Here is a 26,390-nt window from a genome sequence, read left to right on the forward strand (position 1 = left end):
CCCTCCTAGTGAAATATAGTCTCCGGGTTACGGCTGAGGTAGCCGCGGTAAAAGTCTAACGCCGACATGGCTTTTTTGCCTGCGGGAAGCACCTTTAGTAGTTCGATGCTGCCGTCCTGACAGCCTACCCATACGCTGCCTTCCCGGCAGACCGCCTCCCCGGGCAGAAGTCGCGGCCCTTTGACCGAACAACGCGTTGCCAGTACGCCGAGCGTCTCTTGCCGCCACTGTGTATATGCCCCCGGCCATGGCTGCATGCCGCGGACCAAAGCATCAATCTGCTTAGACTCCATCGCCCAGTTAATCAGCCCATCTTGTTTGCGCACGGTGCGGGCGAAGGATTTTAGCTCATGCGCCTGCGGTACGCGCTTTGATTCACCTGCGTCCGGCAAGTCCAACACGCGCAAGATTAGTTCTGCGCCAAGCAGCGAGAGTTTTTCCGTGACACTGCCGCACGTATCCTCTCTGGTAATAGGGATGGCCCGCTGCTCGATAACATCCCCCGTGTCTAGGCCCCGCGCCATTTGCATAATCGTCACACCGGTTTCCTGCTCGCCGTTGACGATTGCCCAGTGCACCGGTGCTCCGCCGCGGTATTTTGGCAACAAAGAAGCATGGATGTTCTTGCAGCCAAACCGAGGCGCGGCCAATACTGCCGGTGGGAGGAGCTTAGCGTACGCAGCCACCACGATTACGTCAAGTGCCTGACCAAGCAAGAAGTCTAGCACTTCCGGATGGCCGAGCGAAGCAGGCTGCCAAACGGGTAGACCTAGTTCAAGCGCTGCTAACTTGACGGGGGGCGGCGTCAACCGTCTGCCTCTGCCGGCAGGACGGTCAGGTTGCGTAAAAACGGCTACTACAGCGTGTCCGGCACTATGCAGGGCGGTAAGCGCGGGCACGGCGAAGTCCGGTGTCCCCATAAAGACAATGCGCCTAAGCACCGTCTTCATCGTCCTCCACCTCGACATTAATCGCTTTGTCGATAAAGAGCACGCCGTCAAGATGGTCAATCTCGTGTTGTAGGCAACGGGCGGGTAGAGCCGTGGCCTCTATCTCTCTGACGGTGCCGTCAAGGTTTAGCCCGCGAACCACGACTTTCGCACTGCGACTCACAATGCCAGAGGCCCCGGGCACACTTAGGCATCCTTCCAAGTCCACGCTTGCGCCTTCGGACGCAATTATCTCCGGGTTAATAAGTGCTAGCTTTATGCCGTCGACATCCATGACGATAACGCGCTTGGGGACGCCAACCTGTGGTGCAGCTAAGCCTATTCCGTTGTAGTGGTACATCGTCTCAAACATGTCTTCTACTAATCGCAGAAGCCAATCGTCTAAGCGCTTTACGGGCCGTGCCCGCTCGCGCAGAATCTCATCGCCGTGCTCACGCACTGTTCTAATCGCCACAGGAAGACACCTCGAATTCGTTAGTTACTCTAATATGATATACCAACGCGCGCCAGATGAACAGACTTCCGTAATCCTTGCGCGAAGCTCCCCTAACACGACTTGCAAGACCTTCCTGTTTGGTGCTTTTAGCGTGAGCTGATAGCGGTAGATGCCCTTCTGTCTCGCCGGAACTTCCGCCACCGGCCCGAGTACCGTGACAGCAGGATTTGCCCCGCACAGCACTCCTGTCGCCTCGGCAGCTTCGAGAACCTTGTGTTGGTCTTTCCCGCGGAAACAGAGCGTAGCGAGGCCGCCAAACGGCGGATAAGACAACTTGCGCCTCAGCCTGCTCTCAATGCTGTAGAAGCCGCAGTAGTCATGTTGTTCTAGCAGCCGCAAGCAGTAATGGTTCGGATTAAACGTTTGGACAAACACCCGTCCGGACGTTGTCCCCCGCCCGGAGCGCCCGGCCACCTGCATTAGCAGAGCAAAGCTTTCCTCTACCGCGCGAAAATCCGGGTAGTACATGCCGCTGTCGGCATCGACTACACCTGCCACAGTGACGCGGGGGAAATCTAGCCCTTTGGCAATCATCTTGGTGCCCAACAAGACATGCGAATCTTGCCTGCCAAACTCGGTTAAGAGCTTCTGGTGGGCGCCTTTGCCCGCGGCAGTGTCGGCGTCGAGCCGCGTGAAAAGAAAGCCAGGGAACAACGCCTGCAGCTCCTCGGCTAGTTTCTCCGTTCCGGCCCCGCGATTGTAGAGCTGCCCGCGACAGCGCGAACACTCCTCTGACGCACGCACAGAGTAGCCGCAGTAATGGCATAACAGCCGCCGCGCCGCCGCGTGCAGACGCAGACTTACGTCGCAGTGCGGACACGCGGCGATGTGCCCGCAGTCGCGACAAAGCGAAAGCTGTGCGTAGCCGCGCCGGTTAAAGAGCAACAGAGCTTGCTCACCGTTTTGCAGGCTCGCGGCGACAGCCTGCCGCAGCGGACTCGAGAGAAGCCCTGACAGCCCCTGCCGCAGTTCTTGGCGCATGTCAATGATTTTTACTTCAGGCAAAGTTGTCCCCGGCGGTCGCGCAGTCAACCGCAGCAGCTTCGTACCGCCACGTGCGGCAGAAGAATACACCTCTAGCGAGGGAGTTGCACTGCCCATAAGCAACACCCCTCCCTGCCGTCGCGCCCGCAGTTGCGCTACCACGCGGGTGTGGTAGTTTACGCCGCCTTCGTGGCGATAAGTCTGCTCGTGCTCTTCGTCCATAACGATTAGCCCGAGGCGCGCTGTCGGAGCAAAAACTGCCGAACGCGCGCCGACGACTACCCGACATTCACCGCTTAGCACTCTCTGCCACGTCCTAGCCCGTTCACCGGGCGAAAGCCCGCTGTGGAGTACTGCCACTGCCTCGCCGAAGCGATGCACCACATTGGCAATAACTTGCGCCGTCAGTGCGATTTCGGGCACCAAATAGATGGCTTGCTTGCCTTGGCTAAGTGCGAAGGAGATAGCGTGAAGGTAAACCTCTGTCTTACCGCTTCCGGTTACACCATAGAGAAGGTGCGGTTTGGCTTGCCCGTCGGCAATGGCCCGCTTGACCTGTTCGATGGCGTCTGTCTGTTCAGTCGTCAGCTGCGCCGGCGCGCTGCGCATCAGAGTTTCGTCGTGGCTTGTCGCTTGCCTAGCTACCTTCTTGAGCGAGCTGACCTCTTTCTCGCGAAAAGGTACCGGCAGCATAAGGTCGATAATGGCGCCACGTGTGCAAAGATAAAAGTCCGCGAGCTCCTGCGACAAAGCTAAGAGCGCATGGTCAAGCCAAACCGCACCGGAGTACAGCGGCTTGCCAAGGCACTTAATCTCCTCGGCAATGTCTGTGACTGAGCTGTGCCCTACAACGAGAGCGGCCCTTGTGCTGCTCCCGAAGGGAACCTGCACGAGGCTCCCTAAAGGAGCCTCTCCTCGATACGTGAACACTCGGTCGTAGAGAGCCGGGACGTTGACCACAACTTGGCTGTACATGGCTCAAACAAAGCGTAGGCAACGCCTACGCTACTTTGTGCCTTCCCGCAAACGCTGGTACGTGATAATCCCTTTGTCAATCTCCTCTAGCGCTGCCGTCACCGGTTTGTCTACGACCGGTTTCTTTTGCAGCATCAACTCGCGGGCCCGCTTAGCCGAAGCTACTACCAGTGTGTATTTGCTGTCGACACGCCGCAGGAGTTTATCTACAGATGGGTGAATCATCATGGCTATCGCCTACCCTTCCACTACTTCGTCTCTATCTTCTTTGTCAAGCGCATCGTCTTTGCTGTCGCGCGCATACAGGCGGTGCGCCACCGTCTCAGGCTGTACAGCCGACAGAACGATGTGGTCACTGTCAGTAATAATGACCGCGCGCGTGCGACGACCGTAGGTTGCGTCAATCAGCATGCCGCGGTCGCGCGCCTCCTGCACGATGCGCTTAATCGGTGCCGACTCCGGACTTACAATCGCCACCATGCGGTTAGCGGACACGATGTTGCCAAAGCCAATGTTAATCAGCCTAATCTCCATGCTCAACTCCCCTTCAGCCAAAACTATTCAAGGTTCTGTACTTGCTCCCTGATTTTCTCCAACTCAGCCTTAATATCTACCACGATTTGGCTAATACTTACGTCTGCTGATTTACTCCCCACAGTGTTAACCTCACGGTTCATTTCCTGTAGGTAAAAATCCATCTTCCTGCCGACAGCCTGCTGACTGAGGAACTGACGGAAATTGTGCAGGTGGGTGTTTAACCTTACTATTTCTTCGGTGATGTTGGCGCGGTCGGCCCAGAGCGCTACTTCCATCTCCAGTCTGCCTTGGTCTAGCCCCGCGTCTTGCGTGATGCGCTTCATGTTCTCAAAGAGCCTCTGGCAGTAGTTTCCGACGCTGTCTTGTGCCAACCCTTCGATACGGTCTACACAGCTCTTGATAAAGCCCAGCCTAGCCGCCAAATCATCGCACAGGCGCCGTCCCTCCTGCTCGCGCGACTCTACTAAGGCATCTAAGCCTTGTGCAACAATTTCTTTAACACAGGCCCAATGCGTCTGGGAATCATCGCTCTCTTCTTGCTCTACCAACACGCCGGGAAGCGACAACAAGTAGGGCAGTGAGACATTCTGGCGTGGATCTAGTTCTAGCTCGCAGGCTAGGCTGAGCAGTTTTCCCTTGTATTCCCGCAGCAGCTCGCCGTTAAAGACAGCCGGTCGAGTATGCTTCGCCTGCGACTGCAGTCTAAGCGTAAGCTCGACTCTGCCGCGCGCCACCCTCTCCCTTACTAAGCCCTTAATCTCTTCTTCCATCGTCGACAGCTCTCTTGGCATACGCAACGACAAGTCGAGATACCTGTGATTGACAGACCTTAGTTCTGCGGTGAGTACGCCTACTTCGCACTCCCTCTGCACGCGCGCAAAGCCGGTCATGCTGCGCAAACCCATGCCCTAAACTCCCCCTACGCCTCTAACGGAACACTTCTCCTGCGAATAGTATACCGTCTTTACCCAGAGAATCAAGCGGCCCAGTGCGCAAGCAACCGCCGTATGCCGATTGCTATGCTCGGGAAACCTGACGCGATCAACACTACCCCCCAGGCGGTCGCCGAAAGCGGCACATTTCCGAACAAGTCGCGGAGGAATGGCAAGTAAATAGATGCCAGTAACAGCACGGCTGAAGACATTACTGCCGCGAACAGCCACGGATTTGACAGCAACCCCTTTTCCGCTACGCCCATTGTCTCTGAGCGGCAGTCAAACACGTGCAGGAGTTGGCAGACGACCAAAGTCGCAAAAGCCATCGTCTGGGCAGTAGCGAGACACTGCCCGGTCTTTAAGCTGGCGGCAAACACTAGCGCGGTGGAGATGCCAATCAGCGTCCCGCGCGTCAGAATCCGGCGCGCGAGCCCACGACTGAAGACTCCCTCGGCCGGGGAACGCGGCTGACGCAGCATGACGCCTTTGTCAGCGCTGTCTACCCCGAGGGCCATGGCCGGCAGGCCGTCGGTGACTAAGTTCACCCACAGTATTTGCAGCGGACGTAGAGGAAGCGGCAGCCCCACCGCCATGGCCAAGAACACCGCCAACAGCTCCCCCACATTGCACGACAATAGGTAGCGGATAAACTTGCGTATGTTGTCGTAGATGCCTCGCCCCTCCTCTATGGCTCTCACAATCGTGGCGAAGTTGTCGTCCTGGAGAACTAACGCCGAGGCCTCGCGGGCTACTTCTGTACCGCACTGCCCCATGCTCACGCCAATGTCGGCTTCGCTTAAGGCGGGAGCGTCGTTAATGCCGTCTCCCGTCATGGCTACGACCTGTCCTTGTCGGCGCAGGGCCCGCACTAGACGCAACTTACACTCAGGCGAGACGCGCGCGAAGACGTTAACGCGCGAGACTACGGCCTCTAGCTCTTTATCCTGCATAGCGCTTAGCTCCGTGCCGTTAACAACGCGCGCGTCCTGGTCCACAAGCTCAATTTCACGGGCAATAGCTAAGGCCGTTAAGGCGTGGTCGCCCGTAACCATAATCACCCTGATCCCGGCCATTTTGCACTTTCTCAGGGTTGCTCTGACTTCGGCACGCGGCGGGTCGTGCATGCCCATGAGCCCGACAAAAGTAAGGCCGCGCTCGCTAGTCGCGATATCTGCCGTCTCCGGATTGCCGCTGTACTCCCGATAGGCAACCCCTAGCACTCTAAGACCTCGCGCGGCAAGCTCCTCGTTTTGCTTCTGCAAGGCAGCAAGGGTGGCCGGAGTCAGCTTCTTGGTCTGTCCCCCTTCCCTGTATTCGGTACAAATCGCAAACAAGGCGTCGGGCGCACCTTTGGTGAGCACTTCGTGCTTACCGCTCTTGTCTTTTACGATTACGCTCATCAGCATGCGCTCTGAATCAAAGGGAAACTCTCTCACTAAGTTGCCGCCAAACTCAAGCTTCGCTTTCTCCGCCGCCACAATCAGCGCGGCTTCGGTGGGGTCCCCTATTACTGCCCGCTGCTTACCGCGCGAGACGCGTGTAGTCGTGCAGACTGCACCAATGCGCAAGGCAAGGTTTAGGTCGGGTACTATCTGTGCTACTACGCGCCTGTCCTCCGCGAAAAACTCCCCCTGGGACGTGAGCCCATGCCCAGAAACTCGATAGCGCTCACCGCCTGCCAGGACTTCCGTAACCGTCATTTGATTGCAGGTCAGAGTGCCGGTTTTGTCGGAGCAGATGACCGTAGCGCTACCTAAAGTCTCTACCGCCGGGAGCCGCCGCACCAGCGCATTGACCTTAGCGATGCGCTGCACGCCTAAGGCCAAAACAATAGTCACAATCGCCGGTAGCCCTTCGGGAATAGCGGCCACCGCTAGGCTTACTCCCGCCAAAAACATGCTGTAGAACGGTTCTCCCCGACTTAGGCCAAGTGCTACGACACAAGCACATACAGCGAGGCAAGCGAACACCAAGTACCGACTCAGTTCATGGAAGCGTTGCTGCAACGGCGTAGGCTCATCTTTAGATTGCAGAAGCAAAGCAATTAAGCCTACCTCCGTATCCATGCCGGTCGCCACAACCACGCCAACCGCACGGCCTTTGGTGGCCATTGTCCCAAAGTAGGCCATACAGGCGCGCTCGGGTAAGCCCGCACTCTCTGCTACCGCTTTAGTGTGCTTGCTGACCGGAATAGATTCGCCCGTCAGGGGAGCCTCGTCTACTTCGAAGGACCACGCTTGACACAGCCTCACATCAGCCGGAATGCGGTCGCCTGCGGTAAGGAGCACAATGTCGCCCGGCACCAGCCGCGACACAGCCATGGTTTTCTCTTCGCCGTCACGTCGTACGGTAACGGTAGGTGAAGCGAGTTTCTTTAGGGCGGCCAGCGCCTTTTCTGCCCGCCATTCCTGAATGAGCCCGAGCGTAGCGTTAAGCAAGACTATGGCGACGATTATCACCGCATCCGCATACTCGCCCATCAGCCCCGAGACGACCGTCGCCGCTAAGAGAACTAGCGTCATTAAGTCGCTGAGCTGTGCAATGAACCGCGCCAAGAGACCCGGGCGCGGCTTTTCGACTAGTTCGTTTAACCCAACTTCGCGCAGTCGGCGCTCTGCCTCACGTTGACTAAGCCCACTTTGACTTGTTTCCAGCCAGCGCAAAACCTCTTCATAGGCGAGCGCGTGGCATCCGCTTTCTCCCTTCACGCTGCACCTCCTTATCCTCATAAAACATATGCCTGTTATCGCGCGAAAATGTGCGGTAAGATATGAGGAGTTAGGGAGGTCTGCCTGTATATGAGTCTAGATGGTTTTGTGCTTAATGCTTTAGTGCATGAACTTAATGCTGAATTGGTCGGGCTGCGCTGCGAAAAAGTCCATCAACCCACCCGCAACACAGCTACCCTGCTCTTGACCGCGAAGGGCAAGAAGCACCGCTTGGTCATCTCCGCCGACCCGGCATGGCCGAGGGTACTCGTGTCGCCCGCAGCGTGGGAGAACCCGCCGTCGCCGCCTTTCTTCTGCTTAATGCTGCGGAAGTACCTTACCGGGGCGCGCTTAACTAAGTTGTCCGTGGCCGGGTTTGAGCGCGTCGTTACGGCAGCCTTCTTGGGCCGCGACGAGTTGGGCAATGCTGCTACCTACCGGCTGATGATTGAACTCACGGGACGACACAGCAACGCCGTGTTAGTAGGTCCTGCCGGCACGGTAATTGACGCGCTAACACGGGTAAGCATGAACTTGTCCTCAGTTCGCGCTGTGATGCCGGGACTACACTACGACCCGCCGCCGACGCAGGGCCGCGTTTCGCCGGAGAGCGTCACCGGCGAGTATTTGCATCTAGCTGCCAGCGAGAGCGAAGACCCGGTGCACAAGGTGCTCTATACTAACATCCAAGGTGTATCAGGCCTCTTGGCCAATGAGTTAGCATACAGATATGCACCAAACGCCAAAGCGCGCGACCTAAATCTACCGGAGTGGGAGCTAATTGCGGCACAGGTAAGGGAGCTAGCGCATGCCGCCGGCGCGGGAGAAGTCCGCGCTGGCTACATATACCGCGCCGACAAGGCGCGCTTTCACATTCTCCCCCTCACCCACCTCGGTACGCCGGGCGAGGAAATCCTAGGGATAAACGCCCTAGTCGCAGAAGCGCTATTGTTCTCGAATCAGTCTGAACAGCTCGCAGCGCTACGCGGGAGCTTGCGCAGATTAGTCGCCGCCGCGCTCGCTAAAACCGAACGCCGCATCCAGGCGCTCAGGGGAGACCTGCTAAAGAGTGAGGGCAGCGAAAAACTTAGGCGATTTGGGGACTTGCTGTACGCAAATCTTGGCACGCAGCGCCTGGAAGGCGGTGAGGCAGTCGTAATAGATTACTATGACGAGAGCATGCCTGAAGTCCGCATACCCCTCGACGCGAAACTGAGCTTTGCCGACAACGCCAAGCAGTACTACCGGCAATACGCGCGAGCGCAAAGTACGACGCAACATGCAGAGGAACGGCTCCGCCGTGACTTGTCGCATCTTGCCTATTTGGAGACGTTGCTGTACGGCATCGACGCGGCGCCTGATGTAGAGACACTGCACGAAATATCCCTGGAAATAGGCGCAATGGGGCTAATGCCCGCCACCGCAGCTGCAAAACGGCAGGCAACAGCCCCAAGTCTCCCGCGTAAGTTCACCTGTCCCGACGGGGTAAGTATCTCCGTCGGTCGAACAAACACGCAAAATGATCGCCTCGTGCGCGAGGCCCACCCCGAACACATTTGGTTGCACGTGCAAAAAGCGCCGGGCAGCCACGTGCTTATCCATTCTACCGCAGGTGCCTCCGAAACAACCCTGCACTATGCGGCGAACCTAGCGGCCTACTACAGCACCTTGCGAGCGTCAACTAACGTTCCCGTGGATTTCACGCAGCGCAAGTTCGTCAAGCGGCCCAAAGAGGCGCCTCCCGGTTATGTCATCTACGAACAGCAGCGCACTCTCTACGTCAGACAGCCGACAGCGCCACTTGATGATCAGCAGGACTCAAATAGCAGCACTTGATCATGGCCGTCAATCTCAGTTACCTCGACAGCAATATGCTCCTTGCGTGACGTAGGCACATTCTTGCCCACGTAGTCGGCGCGAATCGGCAACTCCCGATGCCCGCGGTCAATCAGCACGGCTAGCTGCACGCTGCTAGGTCTCCCCTGATCGACTAAGGCGTCAAGTGCAGCCCGCACGGTGCGACCGGTGTAGAGCACGTCGTCTACGATGACCACGGTCTTGCCGGCAACGGCAGGCAAAGTGCCGGTAGCAATGTACACGTCCGGCATAGAGGTGAGGTCATCGCGATACAGCGTGATGTCTAGCGTGCCCACCTCGACCGCAGTGCCTTCAATGCGCGCTATGGCCTCCCGCAGGCGTTCGGCCAGAGGTACGCCCCGACGCTTGACCCCCATCAGGACGACATTCTCCACACCTTTGTTGCGCTCGATAATCTCGTGGGCGATGCGCGTGATAGCACGCGCGATGGCCTTGTCGTCCATTAACAGCGCCTTTTGTTTTAACTCCAATCAGCCTTCACCTCTGTGAGCTTATACCGCCGGCAATCCTCTGCAGCTTGTCTAGCAGTGACCTAAATTCTGCCGGCAGTTCACTGCTAAACTCCATGCGTTCACCCGTCATCGGGTGTGTAAGCGTTAACTTGGCGGCGTGCAACATATGACGGGTTAGCTGTAGGGTGGACTTCCGCGGCCCATAGACCTCATCACCCACGACAGGATGCCCAATATATGCCAGGTGCACGCGAATCTGGTGTGTGCGCCCTGTTTCCAGTTTGCAGGCCAGCAAGGCGTATCTGCCGAGACAATCTAACACTTGGTAGTGGGTCACCGCAGCTCTCCCGTGCGGTACTACGGCCATTTCCTTGCGGCGCGCAGCGTGACGTCCTATGGGGGCATTCACCGTCCCCTGGTTGACCTTTGGACAGCCGTGTGTCAGGGCTACGTACTCCCGGCCCATCTTGCGCGACGACAGCTGTTGCTGCAAGCGAAGCAGGCTCTCGGTGTGCTTCGCCACAACCAAGAGACCGGATGTGTTCTTATCTAACCTATGGACAATACCGGGGCGCTCCTCACCGCTTATCCCCGCCAAATCTTGCACGTGATACAGCAAAGCGTTGACTAAGGTGCCGCGACGGTGCCCTACCGCCGGGTGGACTACCATACCGGCAGGTTTGTCTATGACGATAATATGGCTGTCCTCATATACGACCGCGAGGGGCATAGCCTCAGCTACTATTTCGGTTGCCTTCACTTCCGGGAGAGTTACCGCCACGAGCTGCCCTGCGCGCAGGCGATAGCTATTGCGCTCGCTCTGTCCGTCAACGGTTACCAGTCCTTCTGCAATCAAGCGCTGCGCGGCGCTCCGCGTTACGCCCGGGACAGACTCACTGACGTAGACATCAAGGCGTTTGGAGGCGTCTGCAGGCGCTACTATAAGCGAATCGCTCATCTCAGTTCCGCGCGCAACAAAACATAGGAGAGAACGGCTGTCCCAACCACAATCGCAGAGTCGGCCACATTAAAAACCGGCCAAAAGCCCACATCGACGAAATCTACGACATAACCGAGGCGCACGCGGTCGACGAAGTTTCCCAGTGCACCACCTAAGACGCAGCCGCTTGCCCACACTGCGCCTCGCCCGACCAACACGATTTCTTTCCAGAATACGACCATGGCGAGGACCAGAATTAACATGGCCCCAAAAAACAGCAGTCTCTGGCGATAGAACAAGCCAAAGGCCGCGCCAAAGTTCCTGACATAGGTGAGACTGAGGATGTTAGGTAGTATGGAAACAGACTCACCGTAGGCTAGGCGCGTCACGACGAAGTGCTTACTGGCTTGGTCTAACACTACGACCATCACCGCAATATAAACGAGTACCATAAGTTCCTCCTGTGGACTGATAAGACACTAGCGCAGTTGTATCTGCACCAGCTTTACAATCTCCGCGATGATGTCGCTGATGAGAGGTAAATTGAGTATCGCAATCTGCGACAGTAAATAGAGCAATACCCCAACTAACAGTGACCCGCCGATAGCTATGCCGACCCCGCGCGCTAGGCCGGCGATAAAATTAAGCCACAGCAGGCGCCAGGGGTTGTTCATAAGCTGCACGTATTCCGCTAGTTTTGCCCGTTCGAGCGTCATAGCGACAGCGCGAATCTTCTCATCTGATGACTCCAAAATCGTCCGATTCCCTCCCTTACGTTATAGCCCGCCTGCACGGTGTACGGAGCCCTCTAAGCCAAAGCTGACTAGTGCCTCGGCTAAGGTGGACGTAGGGTCAATAACCGGCAGCAACCGCGACGCCGGACCGGAGATGAGCGGGAGTTCCGTACAAGCAGCGACTATAGCTTCCGCACCGGAGCGAAGCAAACGCAAACATACGTCTTGGTAACCCAGGCAGTTCACCTCGTCTACGAACCCTGCCTTAACGCCACGCGGCCCAAAGATGAGGCTGTCTATAATCTCCTGCTCCGCGGCAGACGGCACCAACGGCTTTAGTCCGTAGCGAAGCAACGCACGCTCGTATAGCCCTGTAGCTAATGTGCCTCGGGTCGCAGTGACGGCTACCACAGCATTCGCTCCGAGCACGTTGCTTGCCGCCTTTGCGGCAAGCTCAATCATGTCTAGTACCGGGACTCCTGCCGCTGCCTGCCGAATAGCCTCAAGGTAGTAATGTGCCGTATTACACGGAATGCCGATGCACTCCGCGCCGCCCTTTACGAGCTTCGCGGCGCCGGCATAGAGGGCAGGTCGGGGGTCCTCGCCGCAGCCAAGTATCGCCGCCGTGCGGTCAGGAATGTGTGGGTCAGACCAAATCAGCACCTGCAGATGGTCCTGGTCTTTGGTTGCTGGCGTTAAGTTAAGTACCTTCTGGTAAAGGTCGATTGTAGCCTGCGGTCCCATGCCGCCTAGAATGCCGATGATGCGCATTACTGCGTTAGCTTGTCCCAATCACTAGCACCGATCATCTCTAGTTGCGCCTGTAGCAACGCACGCAGACGTCCGCGGAAGATTTCGGCCTGCTTTTGCACCTCTTGGTACTCGCTGGCCATTTTGCGTGACTTGGCAATGGCCTCTTCTACTATCTTTTCTGCCCGCACCTCAGCTTCCTTAACCAAGAGCTGAGCTTCTTTGCGCGCCGAGTTCTTGACTTCTTCGGCTGTCTCTTGTGCTACTACCAAAGCGCCGTGCAGAGTCTGCTCTAGCTTGTAATAGTGGGTTAGCTTGTCTTCTAGTTTGGCGACTTGCTCACGGCTGACCGTAAGCTCGCGCAGGCTGCCTTCATAATCCCGCGTAACTTGGTCTAAAAAATCGTCGACTTCCTCGGTATTGTAGCCCCTCATAGTGCGTTTGAACTCTTTTTTGTTGATATCCTGCGGCGTTAATGGCATAGTCGAACCTCCTCTATAAATACCCTAATAATTGCCTTAAGATACTGGCCAGTAACAGGACCACGATGGGCGACACGTCAATGTAGATGTTGCCAAGGCGCACAAGGCCAAAAGCGCGGCGTATCGGCGCGAGCAAAGGCTCTGTGAGCGCGTGCACATAGCTAAGCGGCGGGCGGCTGCCGTCAATAGGCATAAAGGAAGCCACCAGCCTAAAAAGCATCAGCCAATAAAAGACTTCGTACGCTATCGAAAAGACTTGCTGCATATTAGTCCCCTTTCTTCATCACGATGCGCTTACCGGGGACCTCCTCCTCATAGACCTCACCGGTCACATTGTCAATCTGCACACTTGACGGGGCCGAGAGGAATATCCACTCGCTGACCTTCTGCATTCTCCCACCCGAGCCATACGTAGCGCCGGACATAAAATCTAGCACACGCTGACGGCTCTTCTGTTCACACACGTCAAGGTTAAGGATAATCGGCCGCTTGGCTTTAATGTGCTCTACGACACTGGGCACATCGTCGAAACTGCGCGGCTGAATCACGACTACGCGCAGCTGTTGTCTTTTGCTTAGGTCGACAACTTGCTGTGGACGACGGTTAGGAACTACGGCTTGGTCGTACTGGTCAGCCTGCTCCTCGCGCATTTCCTCTTCCTCGTCACTGTCAAAACCGAAAAAGTCCAGGGTCTTTCTCCATAGGTTTTTATTTGCCATCGTGTCTTCCCCCATTATCGCGCAAATTCGAAAATATGGCACTGCCAATCCGCAACATAGTGGCCCCCTCGTCGAGGGCCAGCTCGTAATCGGCACTCATACCCATCGACAGGTGTTGCATGCAGGCCTCGCCGCTTGGCATGCGCCTAAGCTCCTCGTATAAGGCCCTTACCTGACGGAACACGCGCCGAATTGCGAGGCGGTCCTCGGTGTGCGGCCCCATGGTCATCAACCCTAGGACTCTAACTCCCGGCAGCCTAGATACCAGAGCGAGAAAGTCGGCTACTTCGCCTAACGCCAAGCCTTGTTTCGTTTGCTCAAGAGAAGCGTTCACCTGCACCAAGCAGGGAAAGCAACTTCCAGTTCGCAAGGCAATGCGGTTCATCTCCTCTGCTAAGTGCAGACTAGACAGCGAGTGATACAGCGCAAAGCGCCCGGCCGCTGACCGGACCTTATTAGTCTGCAGACGACCCACGAAGTGCCAGCTTACGTGCAAATCTAGCGCGTCCTGCTTCGCCAGCGCATCCTGCATGCGGTTCTCGCCAAAGTGCCTAAATCCGCAGTCGTAAGCTAGGCGTATCTCTTGTACCCCAACTTCTTTGCTCACCGCTACGATTGTGACATCGGGGTACTCGTCGATCTTTGCCAACAAAGAGGCTAACCGGGGGTTCATTACCGACTCGCCTCCGCCCGCACAGCCTGTGGGTTACTTACCACCGACTCCTCCGCATTAAGACCAGACACTATAGCTAGACCGGCCCGCCTTTGGCGAACGTGCACCACGCGCTCTTCTAGTTCGCCGCCGTCTGATTGGACATAGACGATATCGCCATTATCCCGAGCCACTACGGCGCGCAGAGGTATCTTAGTAAGGACTTCTCCTTGCGGCCGCACACTGATGTTCACCACACGTGCTGTCAGGAGCGATGTGGGCGGGTTTATCAAGCTCAGGGCAACCAAACCGCTACTTGTACCGTCTTGCACGGCCGCAGACAACACCCTAGCGGTAAGCACAGACTCTCCATACACTACTTCCACCTCTCCCCCGAGCGCGACTGCGCCTGCTTCAAACAGCAGTACAGCCCTCCTCGAGTCGACAATGGAACCAACCACTTGGCCAGCTTGAATGATGTCCATGTTCTGTCGCGCACGCGGGTTTCGCTTTATCTGTCGGAAGGTTGCGAGCGGCAGTGAGTGATAGTCTGCGGTGCGCAACTCGTCCTCCCACCCGTCCAAGGCAAAATTCAACACACCTGACAGCGGTGACGTCACTGAATGGATTGCCTGCCGACGCTGATTCTGTAACTCCTCCCGGCGCGCTGCATACTGCTCTTGTGATCTATCCGCAAAAATGTATTCCTCTTTACTTGCTTGCGCCTTTCTGTTGGCGACCTCTAAGTCGGAGAACACACGCAGAGCTCTCACGCTGTCGTTAGCTCGCAGATAAGAGGCATACCGCACAGTTAGGTCTCGGACGGCAGTTTGCGCCGCCGCTACCTGGGAGCGCAGATGGGCGATTACTTCCGACGACTGCGCCTGGCTAGCTGCCATGCGCTTTGCTTCATCGGCGAGCTGTCGGTCAATCGCTGCCAGGCGATTGACGTCCACGATCTCAAACATAACCTCGCCCGCAGATATGTTGTCGGCATGAAGGTGCAGTTGATTAAGCATACCTGCCCTTTCGGCTGCCACCACCACCTCGTCACGCAAAACCACAGCTTGTCCTGCAAACAGCGGTTCATCGGCCAAAACGGCCTGCTCAAGGCGCAGCTTGGGGAAAGCGGTGCTGTAAACCAAACGAGAGCAGCTATAGGCCCCATACACCAATCCTACAATCACAAGCAACAACAGGAGGCGCCTTAGAGGCCGGAAGCGACGCCTCCTGCGCCTATGTAGCGCAGGGCGTCCAAACTCGTTCACGCTCACACCTCCCTTGCGGCCTCGCCCTTATTTACTTCTGGAAAAGTTGCGCTAATCCTGCTTGACAGGACAAAAGTTCAGCAATCGCAAGCAGCTACTGAGCTTACTTTAGGTGGTGCGAATGCGCAACAGGCGTTCGAGCTCGCCTAGAAAATTGTTAATGTCGGTAAACTGGCGGTAGACCGAAGCGAACCGTACATAGGCAACTTCGTCAATGGCACGAAGCTTCTCCATAACTAACTCCCCGATGCGGCTAGAAGGGACTTCTGCCGTAGACTCCTGCTGCAGTGTAGCCAAAATCTCGGACACCGCCTCTTCTAACACTTGCAGAGGTACAGGCCGCTTCTCACACGCCCGCAAGAGACCCGCCAAGATTTTTGCCCGACTAAACAGCTCGCGCCGCCCGTCCTTCTTAATCACTACCACCGGCTGCTCCTCAGGTCGCTCGTAAGTAGTGAAGCGGCGTAAGCACTTAGGGCATTCACGGCGGCGACGAATAGCACTTTCCTCACCGGTCGGGCGGCTGTCGACCACCCTGCTGTCTAGCTGACTGCAATAAGGACACTTCATGCGCGCCACCGTTCCTTCTTTGTGTTTGCAGGATGTTTGTAGCACTTAGCACTTAGCACTTAGCACTTCGTGGAGGCCGGCGGATGCTGGCTCCTGGCTCCTAGCTCCTGGCCGAAGAACGGTGCCCAGTGCCCAGTTCTCAGTGCTCAGCGGGAAACGCATCCCCTAGTTCACGATTCATGATTCGCGATTCATGATTCCTATCGCCAGGCAGTGACCCCCTACTGGGCACTAGGCACTAGGCACTAGGCACTAGGCACTAGGCACTATGCATCTGCTTCCTGTCCTTATCCTACTACATTTTGGGGGCAAAAGAAAAGCGCGCCGTTAGGCGCGGTCTATGTTTCATCTTCCAGGCAAGCGATATCTTCCGCCGGCAGGTCCACAAGGATAACATCCAGGCCAATTTTGACGATTTTTTCCCAGGGGACGTATATGTCATTGTCTCGTCCAAAAAGCCCGAGAATCTTGCCCCCGCCCGGTATAATGATGCCTTTGACCCTGCCTGCTGTAAGGTCTATCTCAAGGTCCCCGATCAAGCCTAGGCGTTTCCCGTCAAGCACGCTAATTACTTCTTTTGTGCGCAGTTCGGAAATCCTTAACAGCGTGTGTCACCCCCACACCGGCCGAGTCGCTCTCCACACTATATGCTCGGGAGGCAGCCAAGTTGCTTAATTCGCGACTATTCTACGCCAGAAGCTGCGCAAGAGGTTCAGCAAGGCAAACTCGTGACGAGACTCGCCTGTGCGCCGCACAACGCCGGGGACGTAACACAGCGGAGGATACATAATGCACCACCAGTTTGCGCCTCGCCCGGCGCCGATGTTGACGTAGAGGGCCGGGTATACACCGGCCGGCAGCGCAACTTGGCGATAGGCGCGCGCCGGGAAAGGAAAGCTTCCCCACATCAGGCTGATGGTGTGCTGAGAACCGAGACTGCTAAGCTCCTGCGACGCCAGCAGTTCGAGTCGAGGGAGGTTTTTTGTGACTACGCTTGAGGCCTCATGGATGTTCTGGGCGTCTTTAAGCAGCTCGCTAATTTCCTGCAACAGCGCGTTCCGCAAGGATAACTTCGCAGCCTGCTCAGCCGCGGTGTTGTTGTGAGCGAGGATGTGCAGGCGGATAACCGTAGGTTGATTGCCCGCCGCCCTTGCTCCGGGCACACTGAGCAAGGCAATGAGAAGACATAACAGAATTCTACGCATCTGACTGACCATGCGGTGCAATGAGCTTTCGCATATGCGTGAGAGCGGCCTTTTCGAGCCGCGATACTTGCGCCTGCGAGATGCCAATCTCCTCCGCGACTTCCATCTGTGTCTTACCGGAGAAAAAGCGCAGATTGAGTATGTGGCGCTCTCTCTCGCTTAGGCGATGCAACGCCTCCTTAATGGCGAGCCCTTCCACCCAGTACGAGTCTTGGTCGCGTTCACTCTTGATTTGGTCCATGATATAGATGGGGTCGCCGCCCTCTTGATAGATGGGGTCAAAGAGCGATACCGGTTCCTGAATAGCATCAAGGGCAAACACCACTTCTTCGCGCGATATCTTCAGCTCATCGGCAATCTCACTTACGGTCGGTTCCCGCGCGTTGCGGTTGACGAGAGCGTCCCGCACCTGCAAGGCTTTGTAGGCAATGTCTCGCAGGGAGCGACTGACGCGGATAGGGTTGTTGTCGCGCAGATAGCGGCGTATCTCGCCGATGACCATCGGCACGGCATAGGTCGAAAACTTGACGTTTTGGCTTAGGTCAAAGTTGTCGATGGCCTTCATCAGTCCGATACACCCTACCTGAAACAAGTCATCGACAAACTCCCCGCGGTTGTTGAAGCGCTGTATCACGCTTAAGACTAAACGCAGATTCCCCATGATGAGTGTTTCACGGGCTGCGGTATCACCTTTCTGCAAGGCCACAAAAAGCTCACGCATTTTGGCGTTAGTGAGTACCTGCAGCTTGGCAGTGTTCACTCCACAAATCTCTACTCGGTTCAACGTCTCACTCCTCCCGTTTGCGCCCATCATGATTATCACCATGCGCAGGGCAAGTTTATACGGGGGAGAGAAGATTATCCATATACCACTAAAAGTGCGTCTATTCCATTTTTCTAAATTCTCGCCGCAGCCTGCCAAGAATGCGCTTTTCTAGCCGAGAAATATAGGATTGCGAAATGCCAAGTAAGTCGGCCACTTCTTTTTGCGTGCGGTCGCGTCCGTCGACTAATCCGAATCTCAAATGCATAATCTGGCGCTCACGGCTCTCGAGTCTGCTTAACGCCGTTTTGAGCAACACCCTGTCAACTTCGGCCTCAATTCCCCGATGGACCTCACTGCCCTCAATCGGGATGACGTCCGACAGCAGAAGCTCATTGCCGTCCCAATCGACGTTCAGCGGCTCATCAAGCGAAACCTCGGCCTTTAGTTTTTGGTTACGCCTCAAGTACATGAGAATCTCGTTTTCGATGCAGCGCGACGCATAAGTAGCGAGCTTGATGTTGCGGCTTGGGTTGAATGTATTGACTGCCTTTATCAGTCCAATCGACCCAATGGAAACCAAGTCTTCGATTAAGACTCCGGTATTCTCGAACTTCCGAGCGATGTAAACCACAAGCCGCAGGTTGCGCTCGATAAGAACGGTCTTAACGGCGTGGTCGCCTTGGCGCAACCTATCGATTAGAAAGAGCTCCTCCTCCTCGCTCAGGGGCGGAGGAAGGGCCTCGCTGCTGCCAATGAAGAAGATAGAGCGTGGTACTTGCACCCCAATGTGCGATAAGATGCGGATGACAAAGAGCTGCCATCTGAGTTTCAAGACCGAAAACAGCTTCACAATCCTACTCCCTCCCTAAGATAGCGGCCACAGCGCCTGCGGCAGTAATGCTCCCTTGCCGGCTAGCCGAACATCGCCGACCGCGAAGGCGACAACCGCCTCGAAGGTATACCATATGCCCCTAGACTCAACTTCGCAAGAATCCGGTCGTATAGCCAGCATCAGTCCGCTTGCGGCTACAGTCGTGTAGGGAATTAACGTAACTTTGCACATAAGGCTGTCCGGCAGCGGCATGAGCTGTGTTGCATCATCCTCCTGCCACCGCTCGACCGCCCCGCGCAGCGGGGGTGGCAGTTGTTCCGCTGCCAGTGCTGTGTCTACTACTACGACAGGCCGATAGGTGAGCGGCTCAAGCAACGTATTCCCGGTGTCGAGTGCGGCCTCTAGCTCGACGATGGCTCCTCCTAAGCGGAAGCGAAATCGTCCCGCTGCGTCTGTTGCTCTAAAGCACGCAGCCAGAGAGCTCCACAGGCGCTTCAGGGGAAGCGTCGCCAGCAAAGGACTAGCTGCCACCAAGTACCAGTGCACAAGCGGCCAACCGTCGCCGCCGGTAGAAGACAAAGCCGCGGCATAGGTTAGCCCCGCGCTAAAGGCAGAAAGAGCGACAAAGATTGCGGTCTGCGTGATGAGAGCCCACCAGGTGTTAGGGCGAAAGCAGAAGGCAACCATAGTCGCGGCCACAACTCCCTTGAGGATTAGCTCGCGTGTCAGTGTAAGCGGCACGACCAGCCCGACAAAGGCGCACGCTGCTCCAAAGGCGGCTCCGCCACACAGCACCCACAGGCGCGCTCTTTTCCGCAACAGCAAGGCTGTAGCCCACAGTAGCCACCAGTTCATGCCGAAGTTGAGCAAGAAGACTAAATCCAGATAGACGGCAATAAAAACACCCCCTTTAAGCGCATTATACTGCGGCGGGGGTGTTGGAATATGTCGTTTGGCGCTAACTCTATTACTTATCTATTAGCCGTTTCTTACGCATAAAGGTAGGGATATCTAGCTGTTCGTCGTCGTAAGGCGAGATGGTAATCCCATCGAAGAAGCGGTCGCGAGACTTCCGGCCGTCGAATCCTGTGGCAATTACCGTAACGCGGACTTCTTCGCCTAATCTCTCGTCAATCACCGCGCCAAGAATGATGTTAGCATCAGGGTCGACAGCACCGGAGACAGTCTCGGCGGCCTCGTTAATTTCATGCAAGCCCATGGACGGCCCCCCGGTGAAGCTAAGGAGCAGCCCCCTCGCCCCATCAATCGTAGTCTCAAGCAAGGGGCTAGACATGGCTTGCTTGGCGGCAGCCATAGCTCGTCCTTCACCCGAACCAGTTCCTATACCCATTAAGGCAGACCCTGCGCTAGACATTACGGTCTTGACATCCGCAAAATCGACGTTAATCAGGCCGGGAATCATAATAACATCCGAAATACCCTGTACACCCTGCCGCAGAACATCATCAGCGATGCGGAATGACTCCGACAAAGGGGCCTTCTTATCTACGACCTGTAGCAAGCGGTCGTTAGGAATAGTAATAATGGCGTCTACCTTTTCTTTGAGCGCCGCAATGCCCCGCTCCGCCTGCGCGAGCCGTTTTCGCCCTTCAATTGAGAACGGTTTGGTAACGACTCCGACAGTGAGGGCGCCAACTTCGCGCGCGACTTCAGCTACAATCGGAGCCGCGCCGGTGCCTGTTCCGCCACCCATCCCCGCAGTGACAAAGACCATATCCGCGCCTTTTATCGCCTTAACGATTAAGTCACGGCTTTCCTCCGCCGCCTTTAAGCCGATGTCTGGGTTTGAACCTGCACCTAAGCCCCGCGTTAGCTTCTCTCCAATCTGCACTTTATGAGTGGCCTTTGAGGATGCTAGAGCTTGGGCATCAGTATTGATGGCGATAAACTCCGCTCCCTTAAGTCCGGCTTCGATCATGCGGTTGACGCCGTTGTTGCCTCCCCCACCGACCCCAACAACCTTGATCTTTGCATATGGACTAAACTCAAGATCCCATTCACCCATCGTGGTCCCTCCCCCAAACTACTCCCAAAAATCCTGCAGGACACCCTTCACTCTTGCCCATACGCTCGTCTTGATGCGCCCGGACGGCGTCGCTTGTGCCGGCCTCTCCTGCGAAAAAACATATGCCGCAACTGCCAGTGCCGTATGTAACCCCGGGTCATCCACGAAATCGTAGGCTTCTAACTTCATGCGCACGACGCCGCTCTGCGAACGCTCCGCCAGGCGCGCCAAAGCCTTAGTCTTCAGCATGCCGCCAGTAAGAACTGTCCCCGCCGGTGGTGCCTCCCGGCCGCTCATGCTCTCCCCTTGTTGGCGGATTAACTTCATCAGTTCATCGAGACGGGGCTCGATAACCTCAAGAACGCTCCGCGGTTGAACTCGACGCGACTCCACATGCCCAAACGCCTGCAAATCGAAGGCCTTGTCGTCGGGCATGGAAAACCAGTCTACCTCAGTCTTAAGTTTCTCGGCAGTAGAGATACTAATCTTTAGCCCCACGGCAAGGTCGTTTGAAACACTGCCGCCTCCAATTGGCACCACACAGATAGACTTGAGCGCACCTTCCTCAAAATACGCCATCTCTGTTACGCCTGCCCCTATATCTACGAGCTGTACGCCTCGCTCTCGCTCATCCGCACTGAGAATGAGCTCTCCTAACGCCAGCGGCTTGAGAATAAAGGAGGCGGTAGAATAGCCCGCTCTTTCTACGGTGCGGCGCAGAGTCGAAAGCGCCGTGAGGTTACCCACCACCAGCAAAGCGTCTAGCTCTAGCCTCATTCCGACCATGCGCAAGGGGTCCTTCAGTCCACCGTAACCGTCAACTATGTACTGCCTAGGAATGATGTCCACTATTTCGCGATTAGGGGGGAGACTAACCACTCGCGCCGCCTGCACCACCCTAGCGATATCTTCCTCACACACTTCATACTTTTCGCTCTGGACAGTAACTACGCCACGACTTGGCTGCAAAGTCGCATGAAGGGGTGACAACGCCACATAAAGTGCACCTGCTCTTACGCCTGCCATTCGCTCGGCGGATGATACCGTCTCTTGCACGGTGCGGGCGCAAGCGTCAACGTCTACAATAACGCCTTTGCGCACCCCCTGACTGGGGCGCTGGCACAATCCTAGTACACGCAGCTGGCCCCGAGTGCTGACCTCAGTCAGAACACAGCGTGTAGTGGCAGTGCCAATATCTAAGCTAGCTATTACATCTCGCGGCATATCAATACCTCCCGCTGCTTACCCTTTCGACAGAACAGAGAAATTCCCTCTTGGTCTTCCGGATTATTTCACGCGTTGCAGAATGAGCCTGCGGATGAGAGCAAGGTTTTGGAAAATCCTTACCCCAAAAGCCACCAAGGCCGCCAAGTATAGGTTAATGCCTATGCGGTCGCCCACAAAGGCCAACAGCGCAGCCAGGAGTGTATTGCTTAGCAGACCAGTCACAAAGATACTGTCCTCAAAGTGCTTTTCCAGTGCGGCGCGCAAGCCCCCTAGCAGAGAGTCAAAAGCGGCCAACAGAGCCACCGCTGTGTACGGCGCTAAGTGCGGCGGCACCGAAAACTGACCGAAAAAGCCAATGGCTAGGCCTATGAAGACGCCAAGTAGCGGTAGTACCATACTGCTACCTCCCCTCCGTAGGCTTAGCCCACTCAAAACGCAGCGGGCGCGTAAAGCCGGGCACATCTAGCGTGGTGTGCTGGGTAATCGCAATTTCCATGCCAAAATATCCTAACGTCTCCACTATGCCTCCCCGCATACGCAAAGAGCTCTCCATGGCCGCAGGATTGCCGATAGCCTTTATCTCAAACGGGGCTGCCACACGCGTATTGTTTATGGATATGGCCGGGCCTGCGCAGTGAATTTCGGTTGATGCCAACAAGCGCTCCCCGTTGACAGAGAGCGCTTCCGCACCTGCGGCCCTCAACACGTTTACTAGCTTAAGAATATCTTCATCGTGAATAATAAAAAGAGCTGGGTCATCGCCATGCACAGGTGGCCGCTTGCTGTCACTCAGCGTGATGATTAGTCCCGGACCGCGCACAGGCGTAATACCCGCTAATAGCCGCGCCCTGTCAAGCTCCGTGCGCAGTAGGCCTAATGCACCCTCGCCTTCTGTCACGCTTAGTTCATAGTCGCGCACCTTGCGTCTAAGCTCTTCTAAGTCCTCCTGCATGGTTTGATTTTGCCGAATTGCGTCCATGAGCATGACGCGCATTTCACTCGTGCGCAAATCCGGCACGGCAGAGGTAAGATTGCCAGTGCTTCGTATCTGCACAGCCAATAGAACCCCGATAGCGACGCATACTGCGGTTAATACAAAGCGTGAACTTCCTCTCACCTGTTACCTTCCTTTATACACCGGTATTTCTCCGGTCATGTCGATGTAGGCGACGGTAGTCGTGGACAATCCCCTCACTTCATAAGCATAGAGCACCGCGGAAAGCAAAGCAAGCCTTGCAGGCGCACCTTTGTGGTTGCCAATTTTTACTCTCAACCCATCGGTCACCGTGAGGACCATCTCACCTTCCGGGTTCACGTGCAGCTCGGAGATGCGCGGACGCACGTCGCTTGGGATGGCAGCCATCGCTGCTCTTGCGCCCTCGAACAGCTCACCCGTCAGCTTGTCCCCCAGAGCGACTTGAGACAGCTCCAAACCAGTAATAATGGGTAGATTTACTAGGCTGAAGTTCGTGACGATGGATACAACGGTTCCGTTGCGGTCAATTTCTACAAAACCAACGTGATATGGCAACACCGCGAGCCCGAGGCTTTCTTCGATACGTATGCGCAGCGTACTTGGGAGAACGCGGGTTACCCGTGCACTCACAATGCGTGGGTCGGCGAGCAGTCTCCTCTCGATTTCGCCGAGGTCTAGCCTAAGGAGCGGCGCGCCTTGCCACACGCCTGCCAACTCCTCGATTTGTCTTGCGGATACGGTTTCCGCTCCTAGCACTTCTATCGATTCTGTGCTGAAAATCACGGCTGAGTTTACTGTTTGCCAAGCAAAAAGGAGCAGGAGTAAGAGTAAGAACAGCGCCTTCTGCAGATGTCTATAACTCTCCACTCTACTCCCTCGCTCTCACTAAATTCTCTCAATGGCCGCGCCTAGCGTCTGCAAATCAGAGAGCATGCTGGCGTAGCCGCGCGCAATGTGATGTACTTCGTCCACTACCGTTATGCCGCGTGCGGCAAGGCCAGCTAGGGTCAGTGCCGCACCGGCCCGCAGGTCACTCGCGGTTACCATTGCTCCTGTCAGGCCGCCAACTCCTCGGATAACTGCGCTTCGTCCCACGACATTAATGCGCGCGCCGAGGCGATTAAGCTCATCGACGTGCTTGAAACGGCTCTCAAACACCGTCTCGGTCAAAACAGATGTGCCTTCTGCCAAGCACAAAGCCGCCGAGAGCGGGGCCTGCAAATCAGTCGGGAAACCCGGGAAGGGGGAAGTCTTTATTGAATCGAGTGCTTTCGGTCGCCCCCGACCTACCGCCGTAACGCCGCAACCGTCAACAAATACCAGAGCACCCATTTCCCGCAGTGCAACCAAGAGCGATTCGAGCTGCTCAGCCGGCGCCGGGAAAACCGTTACCTGGCCACCTGTCATAACCGCGCCTAGCAGATACGTCCCCGCCACAATGCGGTCCGGAATAATAGTGTACTCCGCCCCGTGCAGGCGATTTACCCCCCTAATGCGTATTAGGTCGGTGCCTGCACCCGAAATTTCGGCCCCCATGGCGTTAAGGAAGTTCTGTAAATCTACAATCTCCGGTTCTCTCGCCGCATTGCGGATAATCGTCTCCCCTAGAGCCAACGTCGCCGCCATCATAATGTTTTCGGTCGCCCCGACACTTGGCAAGGTAAGGTGAATATCGGCTCCCTGCAGTGTCTCCACACACGCCTGCAGGAGTCCGTGCCCCTCATCTTCGATCTGCGCCCCGAGAGCTCGCAGCCCTTTCAGATGCAAATCAATCGGCCGTGAACCTATGGCGCAACCACCGGGATAGGACGCCGTTACGCGCCCGGAGCGGGCTAGAAGCGGGCCGAGCAGGATGATCGAAGACCTCATCTCACGCATAAGATCATCGGGTATAACACAGCTACTAATCCGCTCGGCGGAGACAACCAAATCGTCGCCGTCCCATTCGCACTCCGCGCCCAAACTATGTAGAATACTGCACATTGCATTGATGTCGGTCAACTTTGGGATATTGCGCAACCTAACAGGTTCTTCGGTTAAGAGACAGGCAGCAATGGTTGGTAGAGCCGAGTTCTTGGCCCCCTGCACCTTGACAGTGCCGCAAAGAGGCCGCCCCCCCGCGATTACAAAACGGTCCACCTTCGTCGCTCCTTTCGCTCATACAGCACTCGCTACTGCACCAGTGTATGCGTACAGGAGCGAGAGAGTGAATGTGGTTAGCTGTTAGAGCGCTCGCCGCATGACTTGTTCCATTAAGTCACAGAGGTCACGCGTGGCATCAGGGAAGGCTAACGTCTTGCTGTTAGCGCTCATTTTGCCAAGTAGCGCGGGGTCGCGGAACAACTCACATACAGTGCTCGCTAAGGCTTGTCCTGTAAGAAACCGCTCCTCTAGCAGTATCGCCCCGCCCGCCTGCGCCGCGACACGGGCATTATGGAGCTGATGGTCGTTAGGCGCACTAGGCAGGGGGATAAGGATGGCCGGCTTGCCGAGCAAAGCGAGTTCGGCAGTTATTCCCCCCGCACGGGACACAACCAAATCTGCCGCCGCTAGAACCTCCGGCATATTCGCAGCGTAGTCAACCACGCGAATGCGTCGGGGAGGAAGGTGACGCGCCGCGTCGAGAGTAGAGTTGTAATACCGCTTACCCGTCACATGATATACGACTATCCCGGCCTGCAGAAGGGCAGAGTAAGCGCCAATCACCGCTTGGTTAACCGCCTGTGCGCCTCCGCTCCCTCCTACTACAACCAAGAGCTTCTCTTGGTCGCTTAGGCCAAGTTCTTGGCGTGCGCGTTGTCTGTCTACCGAGAACAGCTCCGCTCGCAGCGGATTCCCTGTTACTCGGACTTTATCGGTCGGAAAGTGAGCTCGGGCTGCGGCATGGCTTACGGCAATGGCGCGCACGAACCTGCCTAAGATTCTGTTGGTTAGACTGGGGAAGGCGTTTTGCTCATGTATAAGCGTCGGGTAGCCTAGTAGCGCCGCGGAAAGTAACAGCGGCCCCGCAGCATATCCGCCTGTCCCGACGACGACGTGGGGCGCAAACTCGCGTACCAAACTGCGCGCTGCGACGAGTGCCCGCAGTGCTAACCAGGCACTCTGCATCTGCTTAAACGAAGGTCGGCGCGGAAAGGACATTATCTCAAGCGTTGCCAGCCTATACCCGGCAGCTGGCACTATCTCCCGCTCCATGCCGCGCGCCGCACCGACAAAGAGAATCTCGGCGTGAGCGTGACGCCTTTCAACTTCTTTAGCCAAGGCAATGGCTGGGTAGATATGACCGCCTGTGCCGCCTCCGGCAAGTAATACACGTAGCTTCTGCATG

General features: G+C 56.3%; 31 protein-coding genes. 1 reads left to right on the forward strand and 30 read right to left on the reverse strand.

The annotated features are described in order from the left end of the window. Positions 1–5 precede the first annotated feature (5 nt). The 7 genes from fmt to KGZ66_03320 form a co-directional block, all read right to left on the reverse strand. Positions 6–950 (reverse strand): methionyl-tRNA formyltransferase, encoded by a 945-nt coding sequence (gene fmt, locus KGZ66_03290; protein MBS3984615.1) that lies wholly within the window; start codon positions 948–950, stop codon positions 6–8. Further along, the gene (def, locus tag KGZ66_03295) at positions 934–1,404 is read right to left on the reverse strand and encodes a peptide deformylase (GenBank protein MBS3984616.1); all 471 of its coding nucleotides are present in this window, start codon (positions 1,402–1,404) and stop codon (positions 934–936) included. The genes fmt and def overlap by 17 nt, the downstream gene beginning before the upstream one ends. A gap of 24 nt (positions 1,405–1,428) precedes the next feature. Continuing rightward, on the reverse strand, positions 1,429–3,405 hold the full coding sequence (priA, locus tag KGZ66_03300; GenBank protein ID MBS3984617.1) for a primosomal protein N': 1,977 nt from the start codon (positions 3,403–3,405) through the stop codon (positions 1,429–1,431). A gap of 30 nt (positions 3,406–3,435) precedes the next feature. Then, entirely contained in the window at positions 3,436–3,630 is a 195-nt protein-coding gene (locus KGZ66_03305; GenBank protein ID MBS3984618.1) for a DNA-directed RNA polymerase subunit omega, read from the reverse strand. Positions 3,631–3,642: 12 nt separating this feature from the next. After that, positions 3,643–3,939, reverse strand: coding sequence for a DUF370 domain-containing protein (locus KGZ66_03310; GenBank protein ID MBS3984619.1), 297 nt, complete (start codon positions 3,937–3,939; stop codon positions 3,643–3,645). 23 nt (positions 3,940–3,962) lie between these two features. Beyond that, positions 3,963–4,847, reverse strand: a complete 885-nt coding sequence (locus KGZ66_03315; protein ID MBS3984620.1) for a YicC family protein — start codon at positions 4,845–4,847, stop codon at positions 3,963–3,965. 71 nt (positions 4,848–4,918) lie between these two features. Beyond that, the gene (locus KGZ66_03320; GenBank protein ID MBS3984621.1) at positions 4,919–7,585 is read right to left on the reverse strand and encodes a cation-translocating P-type ATPase; all 2,667 of its coding nucleotides are present in this window, start codon (positions 7,583–7,585) and stop codon (positions 4,919–4,921) included. Positions 7,586–7,675: 90 nt separating this feature from the next. Between KGZ66_03320 and KGZ66_03325 the strand changes: the two genes are divergently transcribed. Beyond that, positions 7,676–9,421 carry an NFACT family protein gene (locus tag KGZ66_03325; protein MBS3984622.1) on the forward strand — a complete coding sequence of 582 codons (1,746 nt, stop codon included), beginning with the start codon at positions 7,676–7,678 and terminating at the stop codon, positions 9,419–9,421. Here the strand turns inward: KGZ66_03325 and pyrR are convergent. From pyrR to murG, 23 genes are all read right to left on the reverse strand, one after another. After that, entirely contained in the window at positions 9,394–9,906 is a 513-nt protein-coding gene (gene pyrR / locus KGZ66_03330; protein ID MBS3984623.1) for a bifunctional pyr operon transcriptional regulator/uracil phosphoribosyltransferase PyrR, read from the reverse strand. The genes KGZ66_03325 and pyrR overlap by 28 nt on opposite strands. A gap of 34 nt (positions 9,907–9,940) precedes the next feature. Then, positions 9,941–10,873, reverse strand: a complete 933-nt coding sequence (locus KGZ66_03335; protein MBS3984624.1) for an RluA family pseudouridine synthase — start codon at positions 10,871–10,873, stop codon at positions 9,941–9,943. Further along, positions 10,870–11,307, reverse strand: coding sequence for a signal peptidase II (gene lspA, locus KGZ66_03340; protein ID MBS3984625.1), 438 nt, complete (start codon positions 11,305–11,307; stop codon positions 10,870–10,872). The genes KGZ66_03335 and lspA overlap by 4 nt, the downstream gene beginning before the upstream one ends. 27 nt (positions 11,308–11,334) lie before the next feature. After that, positions 11,335–11,607 carry a hypothetical protein gene (locus KGZ66_03345; GenBank protein MBS3984626.1) on the reverse strand — a complete coding sequence of 91 codons (273 nt, stop codon included), beginning with the start codon at positions 11,605–11,607 and terminating at the stop codon, positions 11,335–11,337. Positions 11,608–11,631: 24 nt separating this feature from the next. Then, complete coding sequence (locus KGZ66_03350) at positions 11,632–12,381, reverse strand: amino acid racemase (GenBank protein MBS3984627.1); 750 nt, start codon at positions 12,379–12,381, stop codon at positions 11,632–11,634. Continuing rightward, a complete protein-coding gene (locus KGZ66_03355) occupies positions 12,360–12,821 on the reverse strand; it encodes a DivIVA domain-containing protein (GenBank protein ID MBS3984628.1) in 462 nt (153 codons plus the stop codon). The genes KGZ66_03350 and KGZ66_03355 overlap by 22 nt, the downstream gene beginning before the upstream one ends. A 13-nt stretch (positions 12,822–12,834) precedes the next feature. Continuing rightward, positions 12,835–13,086, reverse strand: coding sequence for a YggT family protein (locus tag KGZ66_03360; GenBank protein MBS3984629.1), 252 nt, complete (start codon positions 13,084–13,086; stop codon positions 12,835–12,837). 1 nt (position 13,087) lies between these two features. Next, positions 13,088–13,540 carry a cell division protein SepF gene (locus tag KGZ66_03365; protein MBS3984630.1) on the reverse strand — a complete coding sequence of 151 codons (453 nt, stop codon included), beginning with the start codon at positions 13,538–13,540 and terminating at the stop codon, positions 13,088–13,090. Then, positions 13,530–14,213, reverse strand: coding sequence for a YggS family pyridoxal phosphate-dependent enzyme (locus KGZ66_03370; GenBank protein MBS3984631.1), 684 nt, complete (start codon positions 14,211–14,213; stop codon positions 13,530–13,532). The genes KGZ66_03365 and KGZ66_03370 overlap by 11 nt, the downstream gene beginning before the upstream one ends. After that, on the reverse strand, positions 14,213–15,460 hold the full coding sequence (locus KGZ66_03375; protein MBS3984632.1) for a hypothetical protein: 1,248 nt from the start codon (positions 15,458–15,460) through the stop codon (positions 14,213–14,215). The genes KGZ66_03370 and KGZ66_03375 overlap by 1 nt, the downstream gene beginning before the upstream one ends. A gap of 108 nt (positions 15,461–15,568) precedes the next feature. Then, complete coding sequence (nrdR, locus tag KGZ66_03380; protein ID MBS3984633.1) at positions 15,569–16,030, reverse strand: transcriptional regulator NrdR; 462 nt, start codon at positions 16,028–16,030, stop codon at positions 15,569–15,571. A gap of 338 nt (positions 16,031–16,368) precedes the next feature. Continuing rightward, positions 16,369–16,635, reverse strand: coding sequence for a YlmC/YmxH family sporulation protein (locus KGZ66_03385; GenBank protein ID MBS3984634.1), 267 nt, complete (start codon positions 16,633–16,635; stop codon positions 16,369–16,371). A 66-nt stretch (positions 16,636–16,701) separates the two neighbouring features. Next, positions 16,702–17,235 carry a stage II sporulation protein R gene (locus KGZ66_03390; GenBank protein ID MBS3984635.1) on the reverse strand — a complete coding sequence of 178 codons (534 nt, stop codon included), beginning with the start codon at positions 17,233–17,235 and terminating at the stop codon, positions 16,702–16,704. Next, a complete protein-coding gene (gene sigG, locus KGZ66_03395; GenBank protein ID MBS3984636.1) occupies positions 17,228–18,046 on the reverse strand; it encodes an RNA polymerase sporulation sigma factor SigG in 819 nt (272 codons plus the stop codon). The genes KGZ66_03390 and sigG overlap by 8 nt, the downstream gene beginning before the upstream one ends. Before the next feature lie 73 nt (positions 18,047–18,119). Then, positions 18,120–18,854 (reverse strand): RNA polymerase sporulation sigma factor SigE, encoded by a 735-nt coding sequence (sigE, locus tag KGZ66_03400; protein MBS3984637.1) that lies wholly within the window; start codon positions 18,852–18,854, stop codon positions 18,120–18,122. A 12-nt stretch (positions 18,855–18,866) separates the two neighbouring features. Then, the gene (locus KGZ66_03405; protein MBS3984638.1) at positions 18,867–19,703 is read right to left on the reverse strand and encodes a sigma-E processing peptidase SpoIIGA; all 837 of its coding nucleotides are present in this window, start codon (positions 19,701–19,703) and stop codon (positions 18,867–18,869) included. A 97-nt stretch (positions 19,704–19,800) separates the two neighbouring features. Then, positions 19,801–20,859, reverse strand: a complete 1,059-nt coding sequence (gene ftsZ / locus KGZ66_03410) for a cell division protein FtsZ (GenBank protein MBS3984639.1) — start codon at positions 20,857–20,859, stop codon at positions 19,801–19,803. Positions 20,860–20,877: 18 nt separating this feature from the next. Continuing rightward, positions 20,878–22,083, reverse strand: a complete 1,206-nt coding sequence (gene ftsA / locus KGZ66_03415; GenBank protein MBS3984640.1) for a cell division protein FtsA — start codon at positions 22,081–22,083, stop codon at positions 20,878–20,880. 63 nt (positions 22,084–22,146) lie between these two features. Beyond that, positions 22,147–22,482, reverse strand: a complete 336-nt coding sequence (locus KGZ66_03420; GenBank protein ID MBS3984641.1) for a small basic family protein — start codon at positions 22,480–22,482, stop codon at positions 22,147–22,149. 4 nt (positions 22,483–22,486) lie between these two features. Further along, positions 22,487–23,203: a DUF881 domain-containing protein gene (locus KGZ66_03425; protein ID MBS3984642.1), complete on the reverse strand. Its 717-nt coding sequence runs from the start codon at positions 23,201–23,203 to the stop codon at positions 22,487–22,489. Positions 23,204–23,206: 3 nt separating this feature from the next. Beyond that, a complete protein-coding gene (locus KGZ66_03430; protein ID MBS3984643.1) occupies positions 23,207–23,929 on the reverse strand; it encodes an FtsQ-type POTRA domain-containing protein in 723 nt (240 codons plus the stop codon). 18 nt (positions 23,930–23,947) lie between these two features. After that, positions 23,948–25,201: a UDP-N-acetylglucosamine 1-carboxyvinyltransferase gene (gene murA / locus KGZ66_03435; GenBank protein MBS3984644.1), complete on the reverse strand. Its 1,254-nt coding sequence runs from the start codon at positions 25,199–25,201 to the stop codon at positions 23,948–23,950. A gap of 84 nt (positions 25,202–25,285) precedes the next feature. Beyond that, a complete protein-coding gene (gene murG / locus KGZ66_03440; GenBank protein ID MBS3984645.1) occupies positions 25,286–26,389 on the reverse strand; it encodes an undecaprenyldiphospho-muramoylpentapeptide beta-N-acetylglucosaminyltransferase in 1,104 nt (367 codons plus the stop codon). Position 26,390 lies beyond the last annotated feature (1 nt).

The organism is Selenomonadales bacterium, assembly GCA_018335585.1.
Lineage (GTDB): Bacteria > Bacillota > UBA994 > UBA994 > UBA994 > UBA994.